At 41.6% G+C, this 21,658-nt stretch carries 5 protein-coding genes and 1 pseudogene; all 6 read right to left on the minus strand.

What is annotated here, in order from left to right:
* Nucleotides 1-69: 69 nt before the first annotated feature.
* Nucleotides 70-4,338: an amino acid adenylation domain-containing protein gene (locus ACFE93_RS17520; RefSeq protein ID WP_375474609.1), complete on the minus strand. Its 4,269-nt coding sequence runs from the start codon at nucleotides 4,336-4,338 to the stop codon at nucleotides 70-72.
* Nucleotides 4,335-7,745 carry an amino acid adenylation domain-containing protein gene (locus ACFE93_RS17525; RefSeq protein WP_375474611.1) on the minus strand — a complete coding sequence of 1,137 codons (3,411 nt, stop codon included), beginning with the start codon at nucleotides 7,743-7,745 and terminating at the stop codon, nucleotides 4,335-4,337. The genes ACFE93_RS17520 and ACFE93_RS17525 overlap by 4 nt, the downstream gene beginning before the upstream one ends.
* 290 nt (nucleotides 7,746-8,035) lie before the next feature.
* On the minus strand, nucleotides 8,036-11,524 hold the full coding sequence (locus tag ACFE93_RS17530; RefSeq protein WP_375474613.1) for a beta-ketoacyl synthase N-terminal-like domain-containing protein: 3,489 nt from the start codon (nucleotides 11,522-11,524) through the stop codon (nucleotides 8,036-8,038).
* A gap of 3 nt (nucleotides 11,525-11,527) precedes the next feature.
* A pseudogene (locus ACFE93_RS17535) lies at nucleotides 11,528-13,771 on the minus strand (AMP-binding protein).
* A gap of 1,104 nt (nucleotides 13,772-14,875) precedes the next feature.
* Nucleotides 14,876-17,551 (minus strand): alkaline phosphatase family protein, encoded by a 2,676-nt coding sequence (locus ACFE93_RS17540; RefSeq protein ID WP_375474615.1) that lies wholly within the window; start codon nucleotides 17,549-17,551, stop codon nucleotides 14,876-14,878.
* 406 nt (nucleotides 17,552-17,957) lie between these two features.
* On the minus strand, nucleotides 17,958-21,056 hold the full coding sequence (locus ACFE93_RS17545) for an esterase-like activity of phytase family protein (protein WP_375474617.1): 3,099 nt from the start codon (nucleotides 21,054-21,056) through the stop codon (nucleotides 17,958-17,960).
* Between the last annotated feature and the right edge of the window lie 602 nt (nucleotides 21,057-21,658).

Below are 21,658 nucleotides of genomic sequence, written 5' to 3' on the forward strand. Positions count from 1 at the left end.
TTATATCTGGCTTAAAGACTTAAGTTTTGTACCTCACTGAGTTAAATATTCCTATAAGTCTAGAAAGATTTAGGTTTCTGCAATAATTTCATCTATGCAAGCCTTCATTTTTTCGGATACAGTTCGTACATGGGGTTCTTTAAAAATGGAATTATGAATCCCAGAAACATCATAGATATCCACTCCTCCTAATGCTAATTTACCCCAACCCATTTTAGGATCGCCCTCCTGTTGTTCAACTACAAGACTATCTTCTGTTCGGAATACGGTTGCTCGACCTGAGTAAACTTGTAAAACATACTTTCTGAGCGCTTCTCTAGTGGCCTGTTCCACCATGAATTTCCGGTTGGAGTAAGGTAAGGGGCGTCCGAGAATCAGGTGAAAGTAAAAAACAATCCGCCAGAGTATCTCTTTGATCTGATACTTAAGCAGCTCTGTATTTCCTTTTACCTGCTTAATAACATAGTTAGATGCAGTTGCGAAAAGACTCTTCCAATTACGAGAGATTGGTTTTTGCAATGGCACAGATTCAATATTTCTGGAACCGTAGGTATCAAATAAAACTAGCAAAGCGACTTTCTTACCTTGCATGACCAATTGCCGAGCCATCTCGTAAACAATTATACCCCCAGAAGAGTATCCGCCGATCAAATAAGGCTCATGGGGCTGAATAATCTGGATTTGTTGAATATAGTGTGCTGCCATGTCTTCAATCCGGGTATATGGAAGCTGTTTTCCATCTAACCCTTGTGGTTGTAGTCCATAAAATGGTTGATCCGATCCTAAATGCACTGCCAATTCACGGAAACGTAAAACTTCTCCACCAAAACCATGTACACAGAAGAAAGGAGGCTTAGAACCGTTAGGTTGAATAGGTACTAAAGATGACCAAGGAATTGATGTTTCAGACTTGACATCAGCTATTGGTGTTGCTGCAATCCCAGGTTTTGAGCATATTTCTCGCTCAATAACATTAGCTAACTGCTCAATAGTTGGTGCTTGCAAGAGGATAGATAGAGCGAGATTTTTGCCTGCGATCTTTTCAATTTGAGAAAACAGACGTACTGCCAGCAGTGAATGTCCACCTAAATCAAAAAAGTTGTCTGTTATTCCAATCGGATGAACTCCTAAAACATTTTCCCAAATTTCTGTTAATTGAAGTTGTAGTGGATTTTCTGCTGTAGCAAATGTTTTTTCTCTTTTAGAATTAGTTAAATTGGGCACAGGTAAAGCTTTGCGATCAACTTTGCCATTAGCATTAAGTGGCAGAGAGTCTAGTATGACAAAGGCCGCAGGCAACATATAATCGGGCAGTTTTTGCTTGAGAAAGCTGTGCATTTCATCGCTAACAATAGTTTCACCTAACTGAGGAACAAGATAAGCAACTATCAATTTATTGCCAGGAACATCTTCTCTGACAACAGCGACATTTTTCTGTACTCCTGGGTGTTGACCCAGTATCGTCTCAATTTCTCCCAACTCAATGCGGAAGCCGCGAATCTTTACTTGATGGTCTAAACGTCCGATAAACTCAATATTGCCATCTGGTAAGTAACGAGCTAAATCGCCAGTTCTATATAGACGATCGGATTCAAATTGGGAATTTTTAAAGGGGTTATAAATAAACTCTTCGGTGGTTAATTCTGGCCGTTTGAGATAACCCCTAGCCAAACCATCACCGCCAATATATAACTCACCTGGGATACCAATCGGGACAGGTTGCAAATTGCTATCCAATATGTAAGTTTGTGTATTGGAAATAGGTCGGCCAATGGGAATAGAACCATTAATTTTAATATTGCTGTCTAAAGAATAGCAACAAGTAAAAGTTGTATTTTCCGTTGGCCCATAGCCATTAATCAGGTGACAATCTCCGCCTGCTTGCAAAAGTTTTTGGATGTGAGGGACAGATAAAACATCTCCACCAGCTAAAAGTTGTCGAACTTGCTTTAAGTCTTCAACATACTCATCTACCATTAAGTTGAAAAGACCAGCAGTTAACCACAGTATCGTTACACGATAATATTTCAAAGCTTCTGTTAGTTCTGATAGCGATAGTGCGTGAGGTGGCATGAGCACTAACTTTGCGCCGTTGAGCAAACATCCCCAAATTTCAAAAGTGGAAGCATCAAAGGATATGGGCGCTAACTGTAAAAACACATTTTCTGCACCCAAACTAATGTAATTGGTGTCTTTAACTAAGCGCACGACACCCCGATGTATGACCGTAACACCTTTGGGAATGCCTGTAGAACCAGATGTGTAGATTACATAAGCCAAGTTTTCAGGGGTAGTTTGGCTAACTGTATTCTCTTGACTATGTTGAGCGATCGCTTCAGCATCACTATCCAAATAAACCACCTTTGCTCCACACACAGGTAATTTTTCGAGCAGATGTTGTTGAGTGAGCAAGATTTCCACTTGAGCATCTTTTAACATCAAGCTAAGACGCTCTTGGGGGTACATGGGATCTAAAGGAACATAAGCTCCACCTGCCTTGAGAATACCCAGTAACCCGATTACCATTTGGAGCGATCGCTCTGCACACAATCCCACCATTACTTCTGGCCCTACACCCAGACTTTGCAAGTAGTGTGCTAGCTGATTAGCTTGTTCATTCAACTGTTGATATGTTAGTTCTTGTCCTGCAAATACGAGTGCTACAGCATTGGGTGTACTTTCGACTTGTGACTCAAACAATTGATGAATGCAAGCCTGCCGGGGATAGTCAGTTTGAGTATTGTTCCACTCTACAAGTAACTGCTGCCGTTCGGCTGGCGTTAATAGCGGTAACTCTGAGATGCGTTGCTCTGGGTTAGCAAGAATACCTGCAAGCAAAGTTTGGAAATGTCCAAGCATCCGAGCGATCGTGGCTTCATCAAATAAGTCAGTATTGTATTCAAAAGAGGCTCTCAATCCTTTGCCTGTATCACGTATCATCAGGGTTAAATCAAATTTTGCCGTACCGCTGTGGGTGTATCCAAAGGTGGAGGCAATTTTCAAACCTGCTACTTCTCGTGCCCCCTTTGTCCAAGGAGGATTCATGGCGAACATTACTTGAAACAGTGGTGAATGACTGCCATTGCGTTCTGGATTAAGTTCTTCCACCAGTTTTTCAAAAGGTAAATCTTGGCGATCGTAAGCACCTAAAGCTACCTGACGCACTTGATCGAGTACTTCCCGAAAACTGGGATTGCCGGAAAGATCAGTCCGCATGACCAAGGTATTGACAAATAAACCCATCAATCCTTCGGTTTCTATCTGGTTGCGACCGGCAATTGGGGAGCCAACAAGAATATCCTCTTGTCCTGTATAGCGATGGAGCAATACCTTGAAGGCTGCTAATAAAGTCATGAACAGTGTAACTCCTGACTGCTGACTCAAAGCCTTGAGGGCATCAGTTAACGTCTGCGGTAGCATCTGGCGATAAATATCGCCTGAATAAGTTTGGACGGGTGGCCGATGCCTACGGCGAGCTTCGCTAACGCTGGGTAGCTCTAGTATAGGTAGGTTGCCACCTAGCTGCTGCTTCCAATAATCAAGCTGAGATTTTAAGACTGCATCTTGTAACCACTGACGCTGCCAGTGAACGTAGTCAGTATACTGGATAGGTAATTCCAGTAGTGGGGAGGGTTTGCCAGCAGCAAAGGCTTCATAAAGTGTTGTGAGTTCTTGAAAGAAAACCTCTGAAGACCAACCATCTGCAATAATATGATGCAGGTTCAGGAGCAGCATATTCTCCTGTTCAGTTAGGCGTAGCAGTTTAAAGCGAAACAATGGCCCTTGCAAAAGATCGAAAGGTTGTTGAGCTTCCTGAGCAGCCAGTCTTTTTTCTTCAATTTCTCGCTGTTCTAGAGGCAACTGACTCAAATCGACAAGCGGCAGATTCAAGGTTATATCTGGAGATATGACTTGGCTGGGTTGCCCATCTATAGATGTAAAGGTAACTCGTAGGATTTCGTGACGGCGGACAATTTCAACTAGACATTGCTCCAGTAGTGCTACATTCAGTGAACCTGTGAGGCGATAGGCTAGAGGTATATTGTAGACAGAGTTACCAGGATCAAATTGCTCTAAAATCCATAAGCGTTGTTGAGCAAAAGAAAGAGGGAGTTTGCCATCTCTGATGTTAGGTAATATATGAGGAAGATTATTACTACCAACAGAGTTAGCTTGGAGGAGAAATTCTAAGATTTCGGCTTTCCGTTCTCGCATCTGCTCCAGTATATCTGGTGTCAGGCTCTCCTTAGCAGCGCGATAGCGCAGGCTACCGTCTTCGATCCATAATTTCACATCTAGATGACGTAGTTCTGATAAAAACTCATGAATGGTTTTCATAGTTGTCCCTCTTCGTAGTCGCCGATCGTTTCAGTCACAGAAGCTTGATAATTTTGCGCTGCCCATTGCAGTGTTTCAACTCGTTCAGCTAAATCAGCTACAGTTGATACTTCAAATAAGTTGAGTAAAGGTATTTCTACTTGAAAGGTTTGACGCAACCGTGAAGTGACTTGAATCGCCAGTACTGAATGTCCCCCTAACTCAAAGAAGTTGTCATGAATGCCGATATTTATTAAGTTGAGGACTTGTGCCCAAATGCCAGCAATCTGCTGTTCAACCAAGGTGCAAGGTGCAACATAACCTTCCGTCAGTTCTGGACGAGCAAAATCGGGTGTTGGTAGAGCCTTTCGATCTACTTTGCCATTAGGAGTAAGGGGCATCGCATCCAGTGTCACAAAGGTAGTGGGCACCATATAATTTGGTAGCTTTTCCTTCAAGAACTGGCGTAATTGTGAGATTAGCTGATTATTTCCTGTCTGCTTCTGTATGGGGCTATTGGCATAAGCATCACTTAAAGTCTGGTTTTGTAGAGATTCTGATTCAGAGAGTAAGTCCGACCTTTGATTCCAGGCTTGAATATGTTGAGTACTGCTAGCAGACTTTGCTGAAGACTCAACTTGCGATGGTGGTTTTGGAACTAGATAACCAACTAAGATTTTCTCATCGGGGATATCTTCTCGCACAACAACGACAGCTTCTTTCACAGTCGGATGTTGAGCCATCACCATTTCAATCTCACCCAATTCAATCCGAAAACCGCGAATTTTAAATTGATTGTCAATTCGTTGCAGATATTCAAGGTTGCCATCGGCGAGGTAACGAACTAAATCACCTGTTCTATAGAGTCGAGTATGAGGTACTTGGCTGAATGGGTTGGAGATAAACCTTTCTGTAGTTAGCTCAGGTCTATTCAAATAACCCAACGCTACACCTGCACCGCCGATATAAAGTTCACCAGGAACTCCTACAGGTACGGGCTGCTGATAAGCATCTAATAGATAAATTTCAGTATTTGCAATGGGCTGACCAATCAGAGGCATTCCGTCTGCTTTAATTTGATAGCAGGTAGACCAGATTGTTGTTTCAGTTGGCCCGTACATATTCCAAATACTGTGGGCACGATTCACCAGTTCCTTAGCTAAAGTAGGTGGTAATGCTTCCCCACCGCACAGAATCTTGAGTTGTTTGGAACCTTGCCAGCCAGCTGCCAGCAGCAATCGCCAGGTTGCAGGAGTGGCCTGCATGACTGTTGTTCCTGAATGGTTGAGAGTTTTGAGCAGTTTCTCACCATCCGTAGCCACCTCACGGCTGACTATCAGAGTAGTTGCCCCCACGATTAACGGTAAGAATATTTCCAGAACGGCAATATCAAAGGAGAGAGTGGTGACAGATAGCAAAACATCTTGCTGAGTCAGCCCTGGTTGCTTACGCATACTTCCCAGGAGGTTGACAACATTTTGGTGAGAAACTTTTACTCCCTTGGGTGTTCCTGTGGAGCCAGAAGTGTAAATGACGTAGGCTAGATTCTCAGCAGTTACTAGGTAAGCAGGTTTGTGAGTTGGATAATGGGTAATTTTTTCTTTATCTGTGTCCAAACAAACTACTTCTACCTGATTTGGTAACAAATCAAGTAGGTTGGCTTGGGTAAGTAACACGGATACTTGAGCATCATCAAGCATGAAGGTCAAGCGTTCTTTGGGATAGGTGGGGTCTAAGGGGACATAAGCACCACCTGCCTTGAGTACAGCTAGCAGAGCGATCGCTATTTCTATTGACCGTTCCAAGGAGATGCCAACTAGCACTCCCGGCTTGACTCCCAAGGTTTGGAGATAATGAGCAAGCTGATTGGCACGCTCCTCAAGTTCTAGATAAGTCAGTTGTTGATTTTGAAACACAACAGCGATCGCATCTGGTGTTCGCTCCACTTGAGTTTCAAACAGCTGGTGAATGGATTTATCTTGAGGATAAGCTGTTTGAGTATTGTTCCATGCTGCTAATAACTGTTGCTCAGTTGTTGGCAAGATTGGCAATTTGGCAATAATTTGATTGGGGTTAGCAACTATACCTGCTAAGAGAGCCTCAAACTCTGCCATTCGGCGACGGATAGTATCAGCATCAAATAAATTGGTGTTGTACTGACATTCCAGAATAAGCTGACCACGTAATTCTGTAGCATTGATAAATAGTTCAAAATTCTCAAATTCGCGAGGATTGAAGAAACACTCTACCTCCAGCCCTGCAAATGGCAAACTGTTTCCGTCCAAGCCCTGCTCGATATTAAAGGTGATTGGTACTAAGGGAATACGACTAGAATCCCGTGGAAACACTAGTTTTTTGATTAGACTGCCAAAAGTAAATTGTTGGTGGTCATAAGCATCTAATACAGCCGAGCGCCGCGTTTGCAAGTAGTCAATAAAGGATTTTTCTCCATTGATGCGGCTACGCAGTGGTAATAAATTAACACAGTGTCCTACGAGATTATATTGACCTAAAGCAGCTTGTCCGGCGGCGAAAACACCTACAACCAAGTCGTTCTGTCCTGTCAGGCGGTGGAGCCACACCTCGAATCCTGACAAGATGGTAGTCATAAAGCTACAACCAAGTTTTGTTCCTAGTTGTTTGAGGTTGACAACTAGTTCGGGATTTAAATGCCAATCTTCACGGGCAGCATTAAAGGTTCTGAATAATGGACGTGGGCGATCGCTGGGGAAATCCAGTACAGGCAAAGAATCAGAGAATTGATCTAACCAATATTTTTCTGTGGCGATCGCTTCTGAACTTTGGGTTTCTTCTTCTTGCAAGGTCGCATATTCACTGAAGCGATCTGGTTCTTCCAATTCAGGAACAATACCCTGTTGCAAACCAGAATAGAGTTTACCCACATCTGGCAACAACACCGTCCATGACCAACCATCGCAAATAATGTGATGGGCAGTCAAAATTGCTAGATGTTCTTGCAGATGTAATTTGACAATTTTTGCCCGAAATAGAGGGCCGTGTTCTAAATCAAAGGGTTGTTTTACCTCTTGTTGCAAGATACTAGCTATTTTTGTTTCTTGCTCCTGTGACTCTAGTCTAGAAAGATCGATGATGGGGATTTCTATTCTCAGGGAAGCAACAATGCAGAGTGTATTGCCATCTGTGCTAAAGGTTGTCCGTAACGCTTCATGACGTTGGACTAACTCTTGCATAGCAGACTGGAGAGCTTCTACATCCAGATTTCCTTTTAGTCGCAGAGATTGGGATTGATTATAAGCACAATTGGCACCGTTTCCCATTTGTACAGAAGCCCAAATTTCTTTTTGAGATTCGGTTGCAGGCGCAGTCAATAATAACTCTCCACCTGAAAATGGATCGAAATCAACAGATGTTAATACAGATTGTGAATTCAAGGGTAATAAACTCATAAAAAACTTTGATGTTCTAGCTTTTTTTTAGTGGCTAAAAAATGGAGATATTTAAAATGAATGCAACTAACAATGAAACAAATTACTTAGCTTGATTGCTGATTTTTATAAATTATTCAGATTTTTACTCCTGAACATAATAATTATTTTTTGACACTTAGATAAGATTCCCAGTGTTAAGCTTTTGGCATAATCTTTGATTGTAAATTAATTATATTGATCGGTTAAAAACCTAATTTTTGGAGGTAATTGACATATCAATTTTTTACTAAATATTTACTAACCCTGCTTCAGGAAAAACTGGCAACTTGTAGATATTTGCCAGGTCGCTCAGTATCAGGAATATACCAAGCGGGGTTCCCTTGGGGATCTCGTCCTAATTTGGCATCAGGTTGAGGAGGACGATTGCGTAAGCTGTTATTGGTAACTTCTGCTGATTCTGTGTCTTCCGATGCTGATTCTTTGCTGGTTTGGGTTGGGGGAATAGATACAGCATTTTGTGGCTTGATATTATTATTTTGAGATGTTACCGCAGGTATAACTGGAATTGTTGATTGGCTGTGATTAGCCAATAGTGCTAATTGCTGGCTCATAATTTGTAGCTGCTGATTAATCACATTTTCTAGGAAACTAGATGCAGCTGGTTGGGGAGAAATCTGAGGTGCAGATCCATTTGTATGAACTTCATGGACTACCAAAGTGGGTGATGTGGTTGCAGGTGCTGGTGATGGTACTTCTGGAGTGGGGTCTGCAACGGTTTCTGTTAATCCTAGTGTGGATAAAGCTTCAGAAGACAAGGCTTGATTGATTAAGTCAGCTAGCGTTTCTAAATTCGGGCAAATTTCTAGTAACTGCCTAAGTGTTACCTTGACTTGAAATTTTTTCTTCAAAGCTAACCCGACTCGCATTAGAGATAAGGAATCTAATCCCATTTCTAAAAATGTTGTCGAGTCGTCAACACTAGCGATTTCCAATCCTGAAGTTTCTTCGATAGTTTCTTTGAGCAGGGGAATGAGTTTTTGCTGAGGAGATGTTGTCAGAGTTTTGGCCTTTTCTAATAACTGGGGATTTGAAAGTTTGGGAGTTGCTGCACGATTGGGATGAGGTAGAGGATCGATCCAGAAGCGTTGGCGTTCAAAGGGATAGGTAGGCAGAGGAATTCGTTGTCGCGTTTCTCTCTGATAGAACTTGCTCCAGTCAATAGATACTCCTGCTAGCCACAGTTGTCCTACCGCCTTGAGTAATGCTGTCCATTCAGCTTCGTTCTCAGCGTTATCACTTAGAGAAGGAATCGCAATCTGTTGTTTAATATCTTTTGCTTGTTGCCGGGCTAAGGTCGTCGTTGTGATTCGCGGCCCCACCTCTAACAGCACTCGTTTTGGCTGCTGCCATAGGGTTTGTACGCCCTCAGCAAATCGCACAGTTTGGCGTAGATGCGTAGCCCAATACATCGGATCGGTTGCTTGCTGGACTGTAATCCAATCGGCGGTAACTGTGGATACAAAGGGAATTTGGGGAGGCGATAATTTAACTTTCCCAACTACCTCAGCAAAGGGAGCAATGATGCTATCCATCATGGGAGAGTGGAAAGCGTGGGAAGTGTGTAAATGACGACAGACAAATTCTTCGCTTTCAAGTTGTTTTTGCAGAACTGCGATCGCCTCTGTGGGGCCAGAAACTACACACAAGGAAGGGCTATTAATTGCGGCGATCGCAAGTTCTGCACTCAATCGTGGCTCTAACTCTTTGGCTGGTAGGCGCACTGAGAGCATAGCCCCTCCTGGTAACTCCCACATTAAGCGACCGCGAGTTGCAACCAACATCAGCGCATCTTCTAAGGTAAGTACACCCGCTATACAGGCAGCGACAAATTCACCAATACTGTGGCCAATCATGGCTTGGGGTTTAACTCCCCAACTTTGCCACAGCTGCGCTAAAGCGTATTCAATAACGAACAATGCTGGTTGGGTAAAGCAGGTTTGCCGCAGGGAGATAGCCGCAGTTTCACGATCGCTCGGTACAGGATAGATGATTTCTCGTAAATCCCTGCCCAGTAAAGGTTTAAGGATTTCAGCACATTCATCTACTACCTCCTGAAACACAGTTTCGCGGTTGTAGAGATTTAGTCCCATGTTCACATATTGCGATCCTTGTCCGGGGAACATGAAGACAACGGCTGGATTGCGGACTTCTGTATGACGGGTATTTACTTGATTTGGATCTAAAGATTGGAGGGCTGCGATCGCATCTGTGATATCGTGACAAACTATACTGCGTCGGTAGTTAAAAGCTTTGCGCCCTTGCTGTAAAGTATAAGCTACATCAGCTAAGTTAATTTCGGCATTGTACTGTAAATGCTGCTGTAAATTCGCTGTTGCAGCCTCTAAAGCTTTACTAGTTTTTGCCGAGAGTAACAATAGCTGCTGTGGACGCGAAGATCCTGAACTTTGGATTTGTGGCGCTTCTTCTAGAACTATATGAGCATTAGTACCGCCGACACCAAAAGAACTCACACCAGCTCGCCGCAAAGTTTCACCCTCCGACCATTGGGCTAGTTTGGTATTGACATAGAAGGGGCTGTTGGTAAAGTCAATTTTGGGGTTGGGAGCCTCAAAATTTAAACTAGGTGGAATCTTTTTATAATGCAGGGCAAGAGCAGTTTTTATTAACCCTGCTACCCCAGCCGCCGCAACTAAATGTCCGACATTGCTTTTAAGAGAGCCGATCGCACAAAATTGTTTAGCATCTGTATGTACGCGAAATGCTTGCGTCAGCGCTTCAATTTCAATCGGGTCGCCTAAAGGTGTGGCTGTGCCGTGAGCTTCAATATAAGAGATGGTTTCTGGGTGAAAGTTGGCATAAGCTTGCGCCATCGCAATCGCCTCTGCTTGTCCGTCTACACTGGGAGCCGTAAAACTTACCTTATCAGCACCGTCATTATTGATACCACAACCCCGAATTACTGCATAGATGCGATCGCGATCGTTGAGTGCATCTTCTAAACGCTTGAGGACAACCACTCCTGCGCCATTGTTGAACATTGTGCCCTGAGCGTTGGCATCAAAGGGACGACAATGCCCATCACCAGATAACATACTGTCTTCTTGAGCCAGATAACCACTGTTTTGAGGTGTAGTCATAGATACACCACCCCCCATAGCCAGATCGCACTGATAGCTGGTTAAGGCTTGGCAAGCCTGAATGACTGCTACCAAAGAAGTGGAACAGGCTGTATTGACACTGACAGCCGGGCCTTTGAGATTGAGTTTGTAAGCAGCACGGGTCGTCAAAAAGTCTTTTTCATTTGCTAGCATCGTCTGGAACTCACCGATGCGATCGACAATTTCCATACGTCCAGAAATGTGGTTAGCAAAATAAGTATTTTGACCGCAACCAGCGTACAAACCAATCAAACCCTCAAAAGACTCTGATTCATAACCAGCATTTTCTAGGGCTTCATAAACCAACTCTAGAAAAACTCTAGCCTGTGGATCCATAACTACAGCTTCCAGGGGATTAATACCAAAGAATGCAGCATCAAAGGTTTCTCCCCCAGAAATAATTCCTTTAGCTTTTACGTAGCTAGGATCTTTGCAAAGGTTCGGATCAATACTGGGATCTAGTTCCTCATCTTCAAAAAAAGTCGTTGACTCTAATCCCTCACACAGATTGCGCCACAACTCATCGACATTTCCAGCGCCAGGAAATCTTCCTACCATGCCAATAATGGCAACACCATCAATAGGATCTTGGTTCTCGGATGCTTGCATATTTACCATTGCTTAAACACCTTGTTGATGATAACGGCGACGAGTACGAGCGGCTTGTTGGCGTTGGGCGCGATTTTGCAGCTTGTCAGAAGACGGCTGGCTATTCTGGTTTGAATCCAAATAATTTGCTAAAGAGCTAATCGTTGAATACTGAAATAGCTTTACAGTAGGTAACTCAATACCAAGTTCCTGTTGTACTCGCACAGCAACTTGTAAAATTGAGATTGAAGTTGCTCCCAAATCAAAGAAATTATCATCAATCCCAACGCGATCTATTTTGAGCAGTTCGGATAAAATACCTGCAAGCAGTCGCTCTAAATCGCTTTGGGGAGCAATGTACGCTTGTTCAAGTTGCGGACGTTCTCTACTTGGTGCTGGCAATTTCTGTCTATCTACTTTGCCATTTACAGTCAAAGGCATTGATTCTAATAACACAAAAGCTGATGGCACCATGTAATCAGGTAGTCGCTGCTCTAAGAAGCTACGCAATTTACTAGATATATAACTACTGTTTTGATGAGGAACAAAATAAGCAACTAACTGCTTTTCGCCTGTTTCTTCTTGTCTAGCTAGAACGACAATTTCGCGAACTTCAGGATGTTGAGCAATTTTTCTTTCAATTTCTCCTAGTTCAATTCGGAAACCACGAATCTTCACCTGATGGTCAATGCGACCGAGATATTCTAAGTCTCCATTGGGTAAATATCTTGCTAAATCACCCGTTTTATAAAGCTGCGCCTTCGGATCGTTACTTAAGGGGTTAGCAATAAAAGCTTTCGCAGTCAAATCGGGCCGATTGAGATAGCCACGAGCTAAACCTGCACCTCCCACATAGATTTCACCAGGGACACCAACAGTAACTAACTGTCTATGCTCATCTAGCAAATACAATTGCAAGTCAGGAATTGGACAACCAATCACACTACCTGCTCCTCAGGGCAAACGCATCTAAATTACTCTTGATCACAACCAAGGTTAAGAACCAACGAAAAAATCAGCATTTATCGTTTGGTTTAGTTTCCCAAGCTCAAAGTGATCGCTTCAACCTGTGTCAATAAGCAACAATTAATGCGACTATTTGGGAGCTTATTGAAAATACAATCCTTTTGTTGACATGATGCGGCCGCCCTGACCTGCTCCTGGTCTCAAGTCATCTTCTGTGATTGGACGATAGGTAACATGAACAGTAGTTTCTGTAATACCGTACATATTCACCAACCTTGGAGACTCATACCCGTAACGAGTAAACCAAGGCTTTAAACTTTGAATTTCTAATGCTTCACCACCAAAGATTACCCAACGCAGAGCTAAGTTTCCAGAATCAGCAATTGTCTGTGTGGGGATTAATTGTTGGAAAGCTGAAGGAGTTTGATTGAGAACTGTAACTTTTTCTTTGCAAAGTAATTTATAGAAGGCTTCGGGAGAACGGCTAACTAAATATGGCACTATAACTAACCGTCCGCCGTAAATTAATGCACCCCAAATTTCCCACACAGAAAAGTCAAAGGCAAAGGAGTGAAACAGCGTCCATACATCATCTTGGTTAAAGTGATACCAATGTTCGGTAGCTTTAAATAAGCGCACAACATTGAAGTGATTAATTAATACACCTTTAGGCTTACCTGTAGAACCAGAAGTATAAATTATGTAAGCCAGATTTTCAGATGTTACTGAACTCGTGGGGTTTTCTGAACTGTATTGAGATAGGATTTCTCTGTCAGAATCAAGGCATAAAACTTGAGTATAGTTTTGAGGAAGATTATTTAATAAGTGCTTTTGTGTTAATAATACTGAAACTTGAGCATCTTCTAAGATAAAAGCGAGGCGCTCAACTGGATAATTTGGGTCAAGTGGCGCATAAGCTCCACCCGCCTTGAGAATACCCAACAATCCCACTATCATTTCTAAGGAGCGTTCTACACAGATGCCAACGAGGACATCAGGTCCTACACCTAAATTTTGTAAGTATTGTGCTAGTTGATTGGCTTTGATATTCAACTCACGGTAGGTTAACTGTTGGTCTTCAAACACAACTGCTACAGTCTCAGGTGTAAGCTCTACTTGTGCTTCAAACAACTGATGAATAGACGCTTGCTCAGTATAATTATACTCGATTAGTAGGTCTTTTTCGGATTTTTTCAAGATAGGTAATGTTAAAGTATCAGGTTCTAAGTTATTTTCTGATAATGAATTTTTGCACTCATCTGTCAATAACTTATTTGTATTTTGAGCCAATGAATTAGTTATTGATTGCATATTTCATTCCTGCAAAAAATATATTATTTTACAAAATGTGTGGTTTTAAATGTTGCTGCATTTTTCATTCAAGCAATTTATGGGTTAACGATGCAGTTAATGTAACTACTAAAATATATAAAATCAGAAGGATTACTGACTGAGAAATATTAAAGTTTATTCAAAAATTTACATTAAAGACACTTTTGTATATTAACGATATAGATTTTTCGAGAAACCAGTGAACTATATAAATTGAGTACGATATTGTTCTGAGATAAATGAGTAGCGAATAATTGGGTATATTTAATATTTGTATAAATAAATAAAATCAAACTTGATAATATTAGGATCTCCTGATAATCATAATACATAATAATTAACACCTATCAGAATAAACTTACAGTAAAGTGAAGATTTAGATATTTCCGATAATTACTATTTAAAATTTTCAGTATAAATATAACTTAAAATAAAAACTCTCAAAATAAGGAAGAAGTCAACACATAAATATCCATTAATTAAAAAAATTACTATACGAAGTTATACTCTTAGCTAAATTAGGTATAAGATAAGCAACATAATGATGTATGAAAATTAATATAGCTGTAACACCACACAAGGATACTAAAGCTTTTATATACTTTAGTTATAGTATTATTCCTTACAAAGTATAGTTCCGTCGTTAACTTTGAAATTAATATTAAAAGACGAATTTCGCAACAAATTATGTCGCAATTTTACAATGTTTGTACGAAAGGGCACTGGTTCTAATATTTAATTCTCCTATTTTGACTTATTTCTTCAAAATCGTAGTTATTTCCAATACATCTTCATCGAAAATTAAAACTTTAGAGATGTTTGCAATGGGAATATTAACTGTACGTAGGCTTATTTTGAGAGAACAAGAATAATTAATACCTTGAAGAACAAGAAATACAGCGATTTTAGCAATTAATAAGTAATGTAACCTTTTCGAGGTAGGTTGGACTCCAGCGAAACGACAATAGGGTGGGCATTTTAATGCTCACCCCACAATAACGAACTATTTGCTGTAGTCTACGTAATTGAAAACCGCTGTTTCAACTGATAGTTATTTCTGCCAGGCTGCGCTAGCCGCACAGACTAAGCTACAACACTAGCAGAGAAAACAAAGTCATTTGCACTCAGGCTAGTTGAGGTAATTTGCAGTAATGAAGCCAACTCTATATTTCCGGTTTTTATGATAGTGTCAGCACCCTGTTGCAATAGGGTCAAGGCACTAAACTGAGTAACGCCAATACCGCCCAGCCCGATTTTATCAATTCCGATCGCAAAATCGGTCACAATATTCTTGCTAGTTGGCAGACTGGCGTTAGCAATCCAGAACTGGTCAGCACCAGCACCACCATTCAGCCTATTACTACCCTGTTGACCAGCAAATAGCACGTCATCACCATCGCCACCAAAGAGCGAATCATTCACACTAGAGAAGAGTTTGTCATCTCCAGAGCCACCGTAGAGACGGTTATTGCTACCATTACTGGTGAGGGTGTCGTTACCTGAACCACCGAATGATAATTGACGCGAACCTTCAATTACTGTCAAATTATCAGCACCCGCGCCTCCAAATAAATTATTACTACCATTGGCTTCAACTACGGTAACTTCGTCATCACCAGCACCACCATCAGCACTAGTATTGCTAGCAGGGCTGTTTGCACCAATCAAGATTTGATCGTTACCCTCTTTTGTGGACACCGAGGAGTCACTACCGACTACCACCGTGTCATCACCGCTTCCAGTCTGGATTGTGTTACCTTTAGTACCGTCTATAAAGTCTGCTCCGTCACCTGTAAATAAGGTTTGATTTGGCTTGAGGGTAACATCATTACTACTGGTAGATCCAAATTGAAGGTCTAGTGTTGTTAGTCCAACAGTGCGACCATCAAACCCTGCGGCTGTAAAGTAATGAGTATTATCTACACTTTGAGAATCGAGAATTGTTGCTTGATCATTAGTAGTTTCATCCGAAGTCAAGACTTCTTTCGTCGAGGGAACTACATCCGGGCCTCCCACCAGTGCTTCTGTAATGGCACGACCTTTCAAATCGCCATTACTGGGAATTTCTAACCCTAAAATACGAGCAAGTGTAGGTGTGACATCAGCATTACTGACGGGTGCATAGTCCACATAACCTTGTTTAAAATCAGGGCCAATAGCCTCCATATTATTGAAGGTATCACCTCGGCCAAAGCTGCCATGCATCCCCTGCCCTTGCTGCAAAGTTGTATCAGCAATTTCTACTTGAGATTGAGGGTTGTTGGGGTTATTTGGGTCGGTGCTAAAAGTTTTGAAGTTGATCACTATAGATGGAACTGGTGTTTGAGCATCACCTTTTAGCCCGATCGCACTTAATGGTAAAGCACCTGGGATGTTTCCATAAGCATCGTCTACAAAAATACCACTGATGTAGTCTTTTTGCGAAAGCAAATTCACTACCTGTTTAGCTAAATCAGCATTGCCATTAGGCAGATAAATCAGGTCAGAACCACCATTGGCAGCTACAACTATTTTTGCACCTGGGTCAAGCTGGCCATCAATTACCTGACCTGTACCTCCAATTACACCATTTCCAGAAATAGGACGTTGACCTTGTGTAGCATCAACAGTGGCATATTGGATGTGGTTCAGGTCTGGGGGAAGAGTTGTAGGGTTTGGATCGTATAGAGGTAGATTTAGATCGTGAGCTAAATCAATCGCAACAAAGCCTGCGGGTAAAAATCCTGGATTTACGCCTGCATAAGTTTGGGTAGCAGCATAACTTGTAGTTTTTGTACCTTGGCTATCAATAGCTTGTTTGCTGATGGTAGAAAAACCGTGGTCGGAAGTAACAAAGACATCAGTAGTCTTGTCTAAACCTGTACTCTTGAGATAGTCAAGAAGTTGCTTTAAATTATCATCAGCATTTTTGACCCCAGCTTTGGAAGTAGGGCCGTTAATACCTGGTGTCAAGGTGTTTAAGCTATCACCTTGATTATGTTGAGTACCATCGGGATCTCTTGACCAGTAAACTAATGCGAATGGTTTACCGTCTTCCTGAAACTTGGGTAAAATTACCTTGGTTGTGGCATCTGCAAAGTATTGTTGTTGAGCCACGTTGGCATTCAGGGTTCCTGGAGTTGTGTTGTTACCAGCAGGCTGGACTCGCGGTGTCGGTTTGACATCTAAACCCGCAGCTTGTAAGCGATTGACAATATCTGGCTCGAGTGGAACACCAGAAGGTGAACCGGCGGCTGTAGTCGGCGGTGTTGCACCATTTGTAGTGTCATCAATAATAATTGTATCTGGAGTAGGAATAGTACCCGTGGTACCACCTTCTCGATTAACTTGTGTAACATCTTGGATGGCAACAGGCCCTAATTTACCAACGGCTGCGGTGTTGAAACCCTGCGATCGCGCATAAGCTAAAAGTGACTCTTCATCTAAAAAGTTGTTACCGGGGAACTTTTCATCGATATCCCCCAAAACCGCATCATTTTCGATGAATGGCGTGACACTACCATTGGCATTAGGGCTAGGAAAACCAGTGTAGATAGTGTTACTAAAGTCACCTGTATCACCAAGATAATGTCCCGTGGCGATCGCAGCAGCATTCGGGGTGGTAAATGTCGGAAACAGCGAATGACTATTGGCGAAACTAACTCCTTGCTGACGGATGCTATATAAAGTTGGGGTATCAATGGGGTTTACAGAACCGTTACGCAATCCATCTGCAACAAAAATAATCACATTTCTACCGTTGCCGTTTGTATCAGCCATACCGATTACTCCTTAAGTATTATGAGCTACGAGCAATGCCTACGGTTGGCTACGCCTACGCAGCAATTGTGTGTCTATATGAGCGATTAATTACACTCAACCCAAGCAAAAAATTATTGGCTACAGAAACCTAAGTAGTATTTGGCGACAAAATGCTTAGTGTCCACACAAACTAGTGCAGACAATTAAATGAACTTAACTTTGGTTACTGTTTCAAAAGATAGTTTTTCAATGTTTAAGGAAAGTTATAAACAAGTTAAGATTTCGGACAAAAGTAGAATAATTTTTAAAGACAAAATTACTAATAGATATAAAAAGCGAGGGAATATGATTCCCCCGCATTAGCAAACTCGCTACAGCTTAACTAATGAATGAATGTTGAATTTAAGCTGTAATCATCTTTTAGCTAAACGACACTAGCAGAAAAAACGAAATCATTTGCTGTTAGGCTAGTTGCTGTAATTCCCAGCAACGAAGCCAACTCTGTATTTCCAGTTTTCACGATAGTATCACTACCCTGTTGCAGCAGTGTTAAAGCACTAAATTGAGCGATCCCAACACCGCCAAGCCCGATTTTATCAATGCCGATCGCAAAATCGGTCACAATATTCTTGCTAGTTGGCAGACTGGCGTTAGCAATCCAGAATTGGTCAGCACCAGCACCACCACTGAGGCGATCGCCACTCGATTGACCAGCAAATAGCACATCATCACCATCGCCACCAAACAGGGAATCATTGATATTAGAGAAGAGTTTGTCATCGCCAGAACCACCGTAGAGACGGTTAGTGCTACCTTGACTCTTGAGAGTGTCGTTACCTGAGCCGCCGAAGGATAATTGACGCGAACCTTCAACTACTGTCAAAGTATCATTACCTGCTGCTCCAAATAGATTATTACTACCATTAGCTTCTACTACGGTAATTTCATCATCACCAGCATTACCATTAGCACTAGTGTTGTTAGCAGGGCCATTTGCGCCAATTAAGACTCGATCATTATCGTCTCCTGTGGACACCGAGGAGTCACCGCCGACCACCACAGTGTCTTCACCATTCCCAGTCACAATTGTGTTACTTTTAGTACCCTCTACAAAGTCTGCTCCGTCACCTGTGAGTAAGGTTTGATTTGGCTGAACGGTAATATCATTGCTGGTAGTGGAGCCAAAATTAATTTCTTCAGCTTGAGGTTGTCCTAAGCCAGGAGCAAGGTTAAGGGGCTTCTCTAACTTCAGTTCTAGAATCTCATTGTTGTCTATAACTGGATTTTGAGGATCGTTCCCAGGACGACCTGTTGAGAAAGGATAGTTGTTGTCATTAGCTAGCAAAATGGTGTTTTTGTCAATAACTAAAACATTTTCAATTGTTTGAAAAGGGAAGTCAAAGTTAGTTTTGCCATCTCCATTGAGGTCTTTGGGGTCTTGGATGTTTAACAAGTCTGCAACTTCTTCTTTAGCTACATAGCCATTAGAATCTGTTTTAGACAAGTCTATTTTGTAGATCCTCTTAAATTTAGCCGCAGCCCCTTGATTGTTATCCCGTTCAATGACTAAGTACTCATTATCATTAATGACTGCTAAATCCCCGATGGAATTTGACGGATTATCCAATCTGTAGTAAAGCTTTTTATCAGCGTACTCGTGACTGGCTAAATCAAATTCGTTAATCCGCAAAGCACCAGGAGTATCACCTTGGACTGTCCCTTCTAGCAGCATATAGAGCTTGGTTTTGCTGGCGTTGATTGCTCCACCTTCAAAACCTTTGGAGCTAGCCAAGTTAGCAAAAGCATCTCCTGAAAGTACATCGGGGTTTTGTGGCGATCGCACTACATTATATTGAGGATCGTCTCTAAGTTTATCCCGTACTTCATCCGCTATATCTGGGAAATCTGAGAAGAGTGCATCTACCCCTAATTGATAGAACTGCTGAATTTCTAGTGCTAGCTTACCTTTGTAATCTGCTGCTAAGTATTGATCTTCTGCCCGGAAAGTGTAAGGATGAACCTGCAACCCTGCATTGTGAGCATCTTGAATTAAAGTAGTGGGAGGTGATGTTGTCTTATCGGCATCATTAACTACTCCATCGTTATTGACATCATCGACTTTACCATCATTGTTAGCATCAGTACCTTTGACGCTAACAATCATCCGCTTCCAAGGGCCAATGCCATCAGCATAAGTAGCAACTTCAGCCAAGCCTTTTGGAGTTCGTAAGTCGCCATAAGTGCGAGTGTCACCACTGACTTTTAAATCATAAGGCTGACTCTCGATAATCTTGCCGTTGATGTCAATGTCACTGGCATCTAGAAGTTGGACAAGTGGAATATCTACCCCTGCCGCAGGCATAATGCGATCATGCAGTTCTTTGAGGTTACTCACTTCAAAGGACTGGATGAAGATGCGACTAGGGTCAGTGAAGTTATTTGCTTTGAGCGTATCAATGAGTAACTGACTGATGTTTCTGTGTATTTTGTCCGTAGTGCCTACATAGGTGGCTTTATCAGCTAAATAGGTCGGATGCTTAGTTTCCGGGTAAATGCCAATCTTTTTACCTGTTTTGGCTTCCACATCCTTAACCAAATCGATGATTTCCGTGAAGGTAGGAATTTCAAATTTATCGTCAAAGGAATGATCGCGGAAAGGTAAACGTTCTTCTGCTCGTAGAGTCTTGATTTCAGCTAAGGTGAAATCTTCAGCAAACCAACCTGTAATTGTGTTTCCATCTAAACTTACTGTTTTTTTGCGATCGGCAAACTCTGGATGTTTGTAAACATCTGTGGTTGTATTGTTGAAATTAGCAGTACCATCAGCATTCAAAACTGCTAAAGCAGGCTCATGGCGAGCAATTAGCACACCATCTTTTGTTACTACCAAATCAGGCTCAATAAAGTCAGCGCCTCGTGCAATTGCTTGCTTGTAAGACTCTAAGGTGTGTTCTGGACAATAGCCACTTGCACCTCTGTGACCAATAACTTTAGGCGCTTCTCCATTTAAAGTTTTGAAGCGGTCGGGTGTATCAATGGGAGCTTCTAATAACTTACCAGTGGCATCAAAATGCAGCAAGTAGGGCCCAAACTCGTCTCCAATCCAGATTGTTCCATCTTTATCAAAGACGAATGACTCTACATCAAAGTCTGCACCAGTTAGTAATCTGTCATTAGTTCCTTCGTTAACAATTCCAAAAGGAACTTTGTGGTTAGGGTCAGACAGTTGAATGTAATCTAAAACTTTAACAGTGCCATCGCCATTTTGTCTTCCCTTAAAATTCGGGTCTAGACGATTGATTCGCAGCAGAAAGTCTTCACTATTATCTTTGCTACCGTAACCATTGTCTGACAGGAAGTAGAAAGAGTTGCTGTTAGCAAATTGAACACCACTAAAGCCTTGTATTGGCTGTCCTGGAAAAGGCCCTGTTCTACCATTCGCTGAAACATCTTTACCAGAAGGTGGCCCATCACTAAAAGTATCAGCGGGTAAAGAGGCAAAACCGACTAATTCAATTGCCATAATTAGAATATTTGTTAGATGTTTGATTTGAGAGCGATCGCCAGTTATACAATTTCTCTAATTGCATTAACTCTGCTGGAAAAAATCAATCATTTTTTCATGCTATAAACCGGGATTACGGGTAAATGTCAGAGTTAGAAGAATATAGTTTGCTAAATCCGTTAAGTCCGATTTTGTCAATAATATGAAAATACATTTACAAAAAACGTATTTTCTCAGAGTTATCGAAAACTTGAGTAATGAAGTAGAATGTCAACTACTAATCTGTATTAGTGAGTAAAAACGTCAAACACTTAGATTCCAAATCTAAAGCTGTCGATAGTAGTTATGAGACAACTTAGCTCGCATTAAAGATGTTTTCATTAAAAGATTAAGAAAAAAATAAATTAAACGACAGAAACGATTAAAATATGTTTATCTTTAAAATATATTTTTTTAAATTTGAGAAAAATAAATAAAAAATAATACAGCATTTTGCATATAAATAAAGTACATCTTTACCCCCCTTAATCCCCCCGATGTATTGGGGGGAAATTCCTAATATAGTTCCCTCCCCTTTCTCAGGAAAGGGTTAGGGAGGGGTATTTTTATACTTCATTAAC

This window comes from uncultured Nostoc sp. (assembly GCF_964247315.1).
GTDB lineage: Bacteria > Cyanobacteriota > Cyanobacteriia > Cyanobacteriales > Nostocaceae > Nostoc.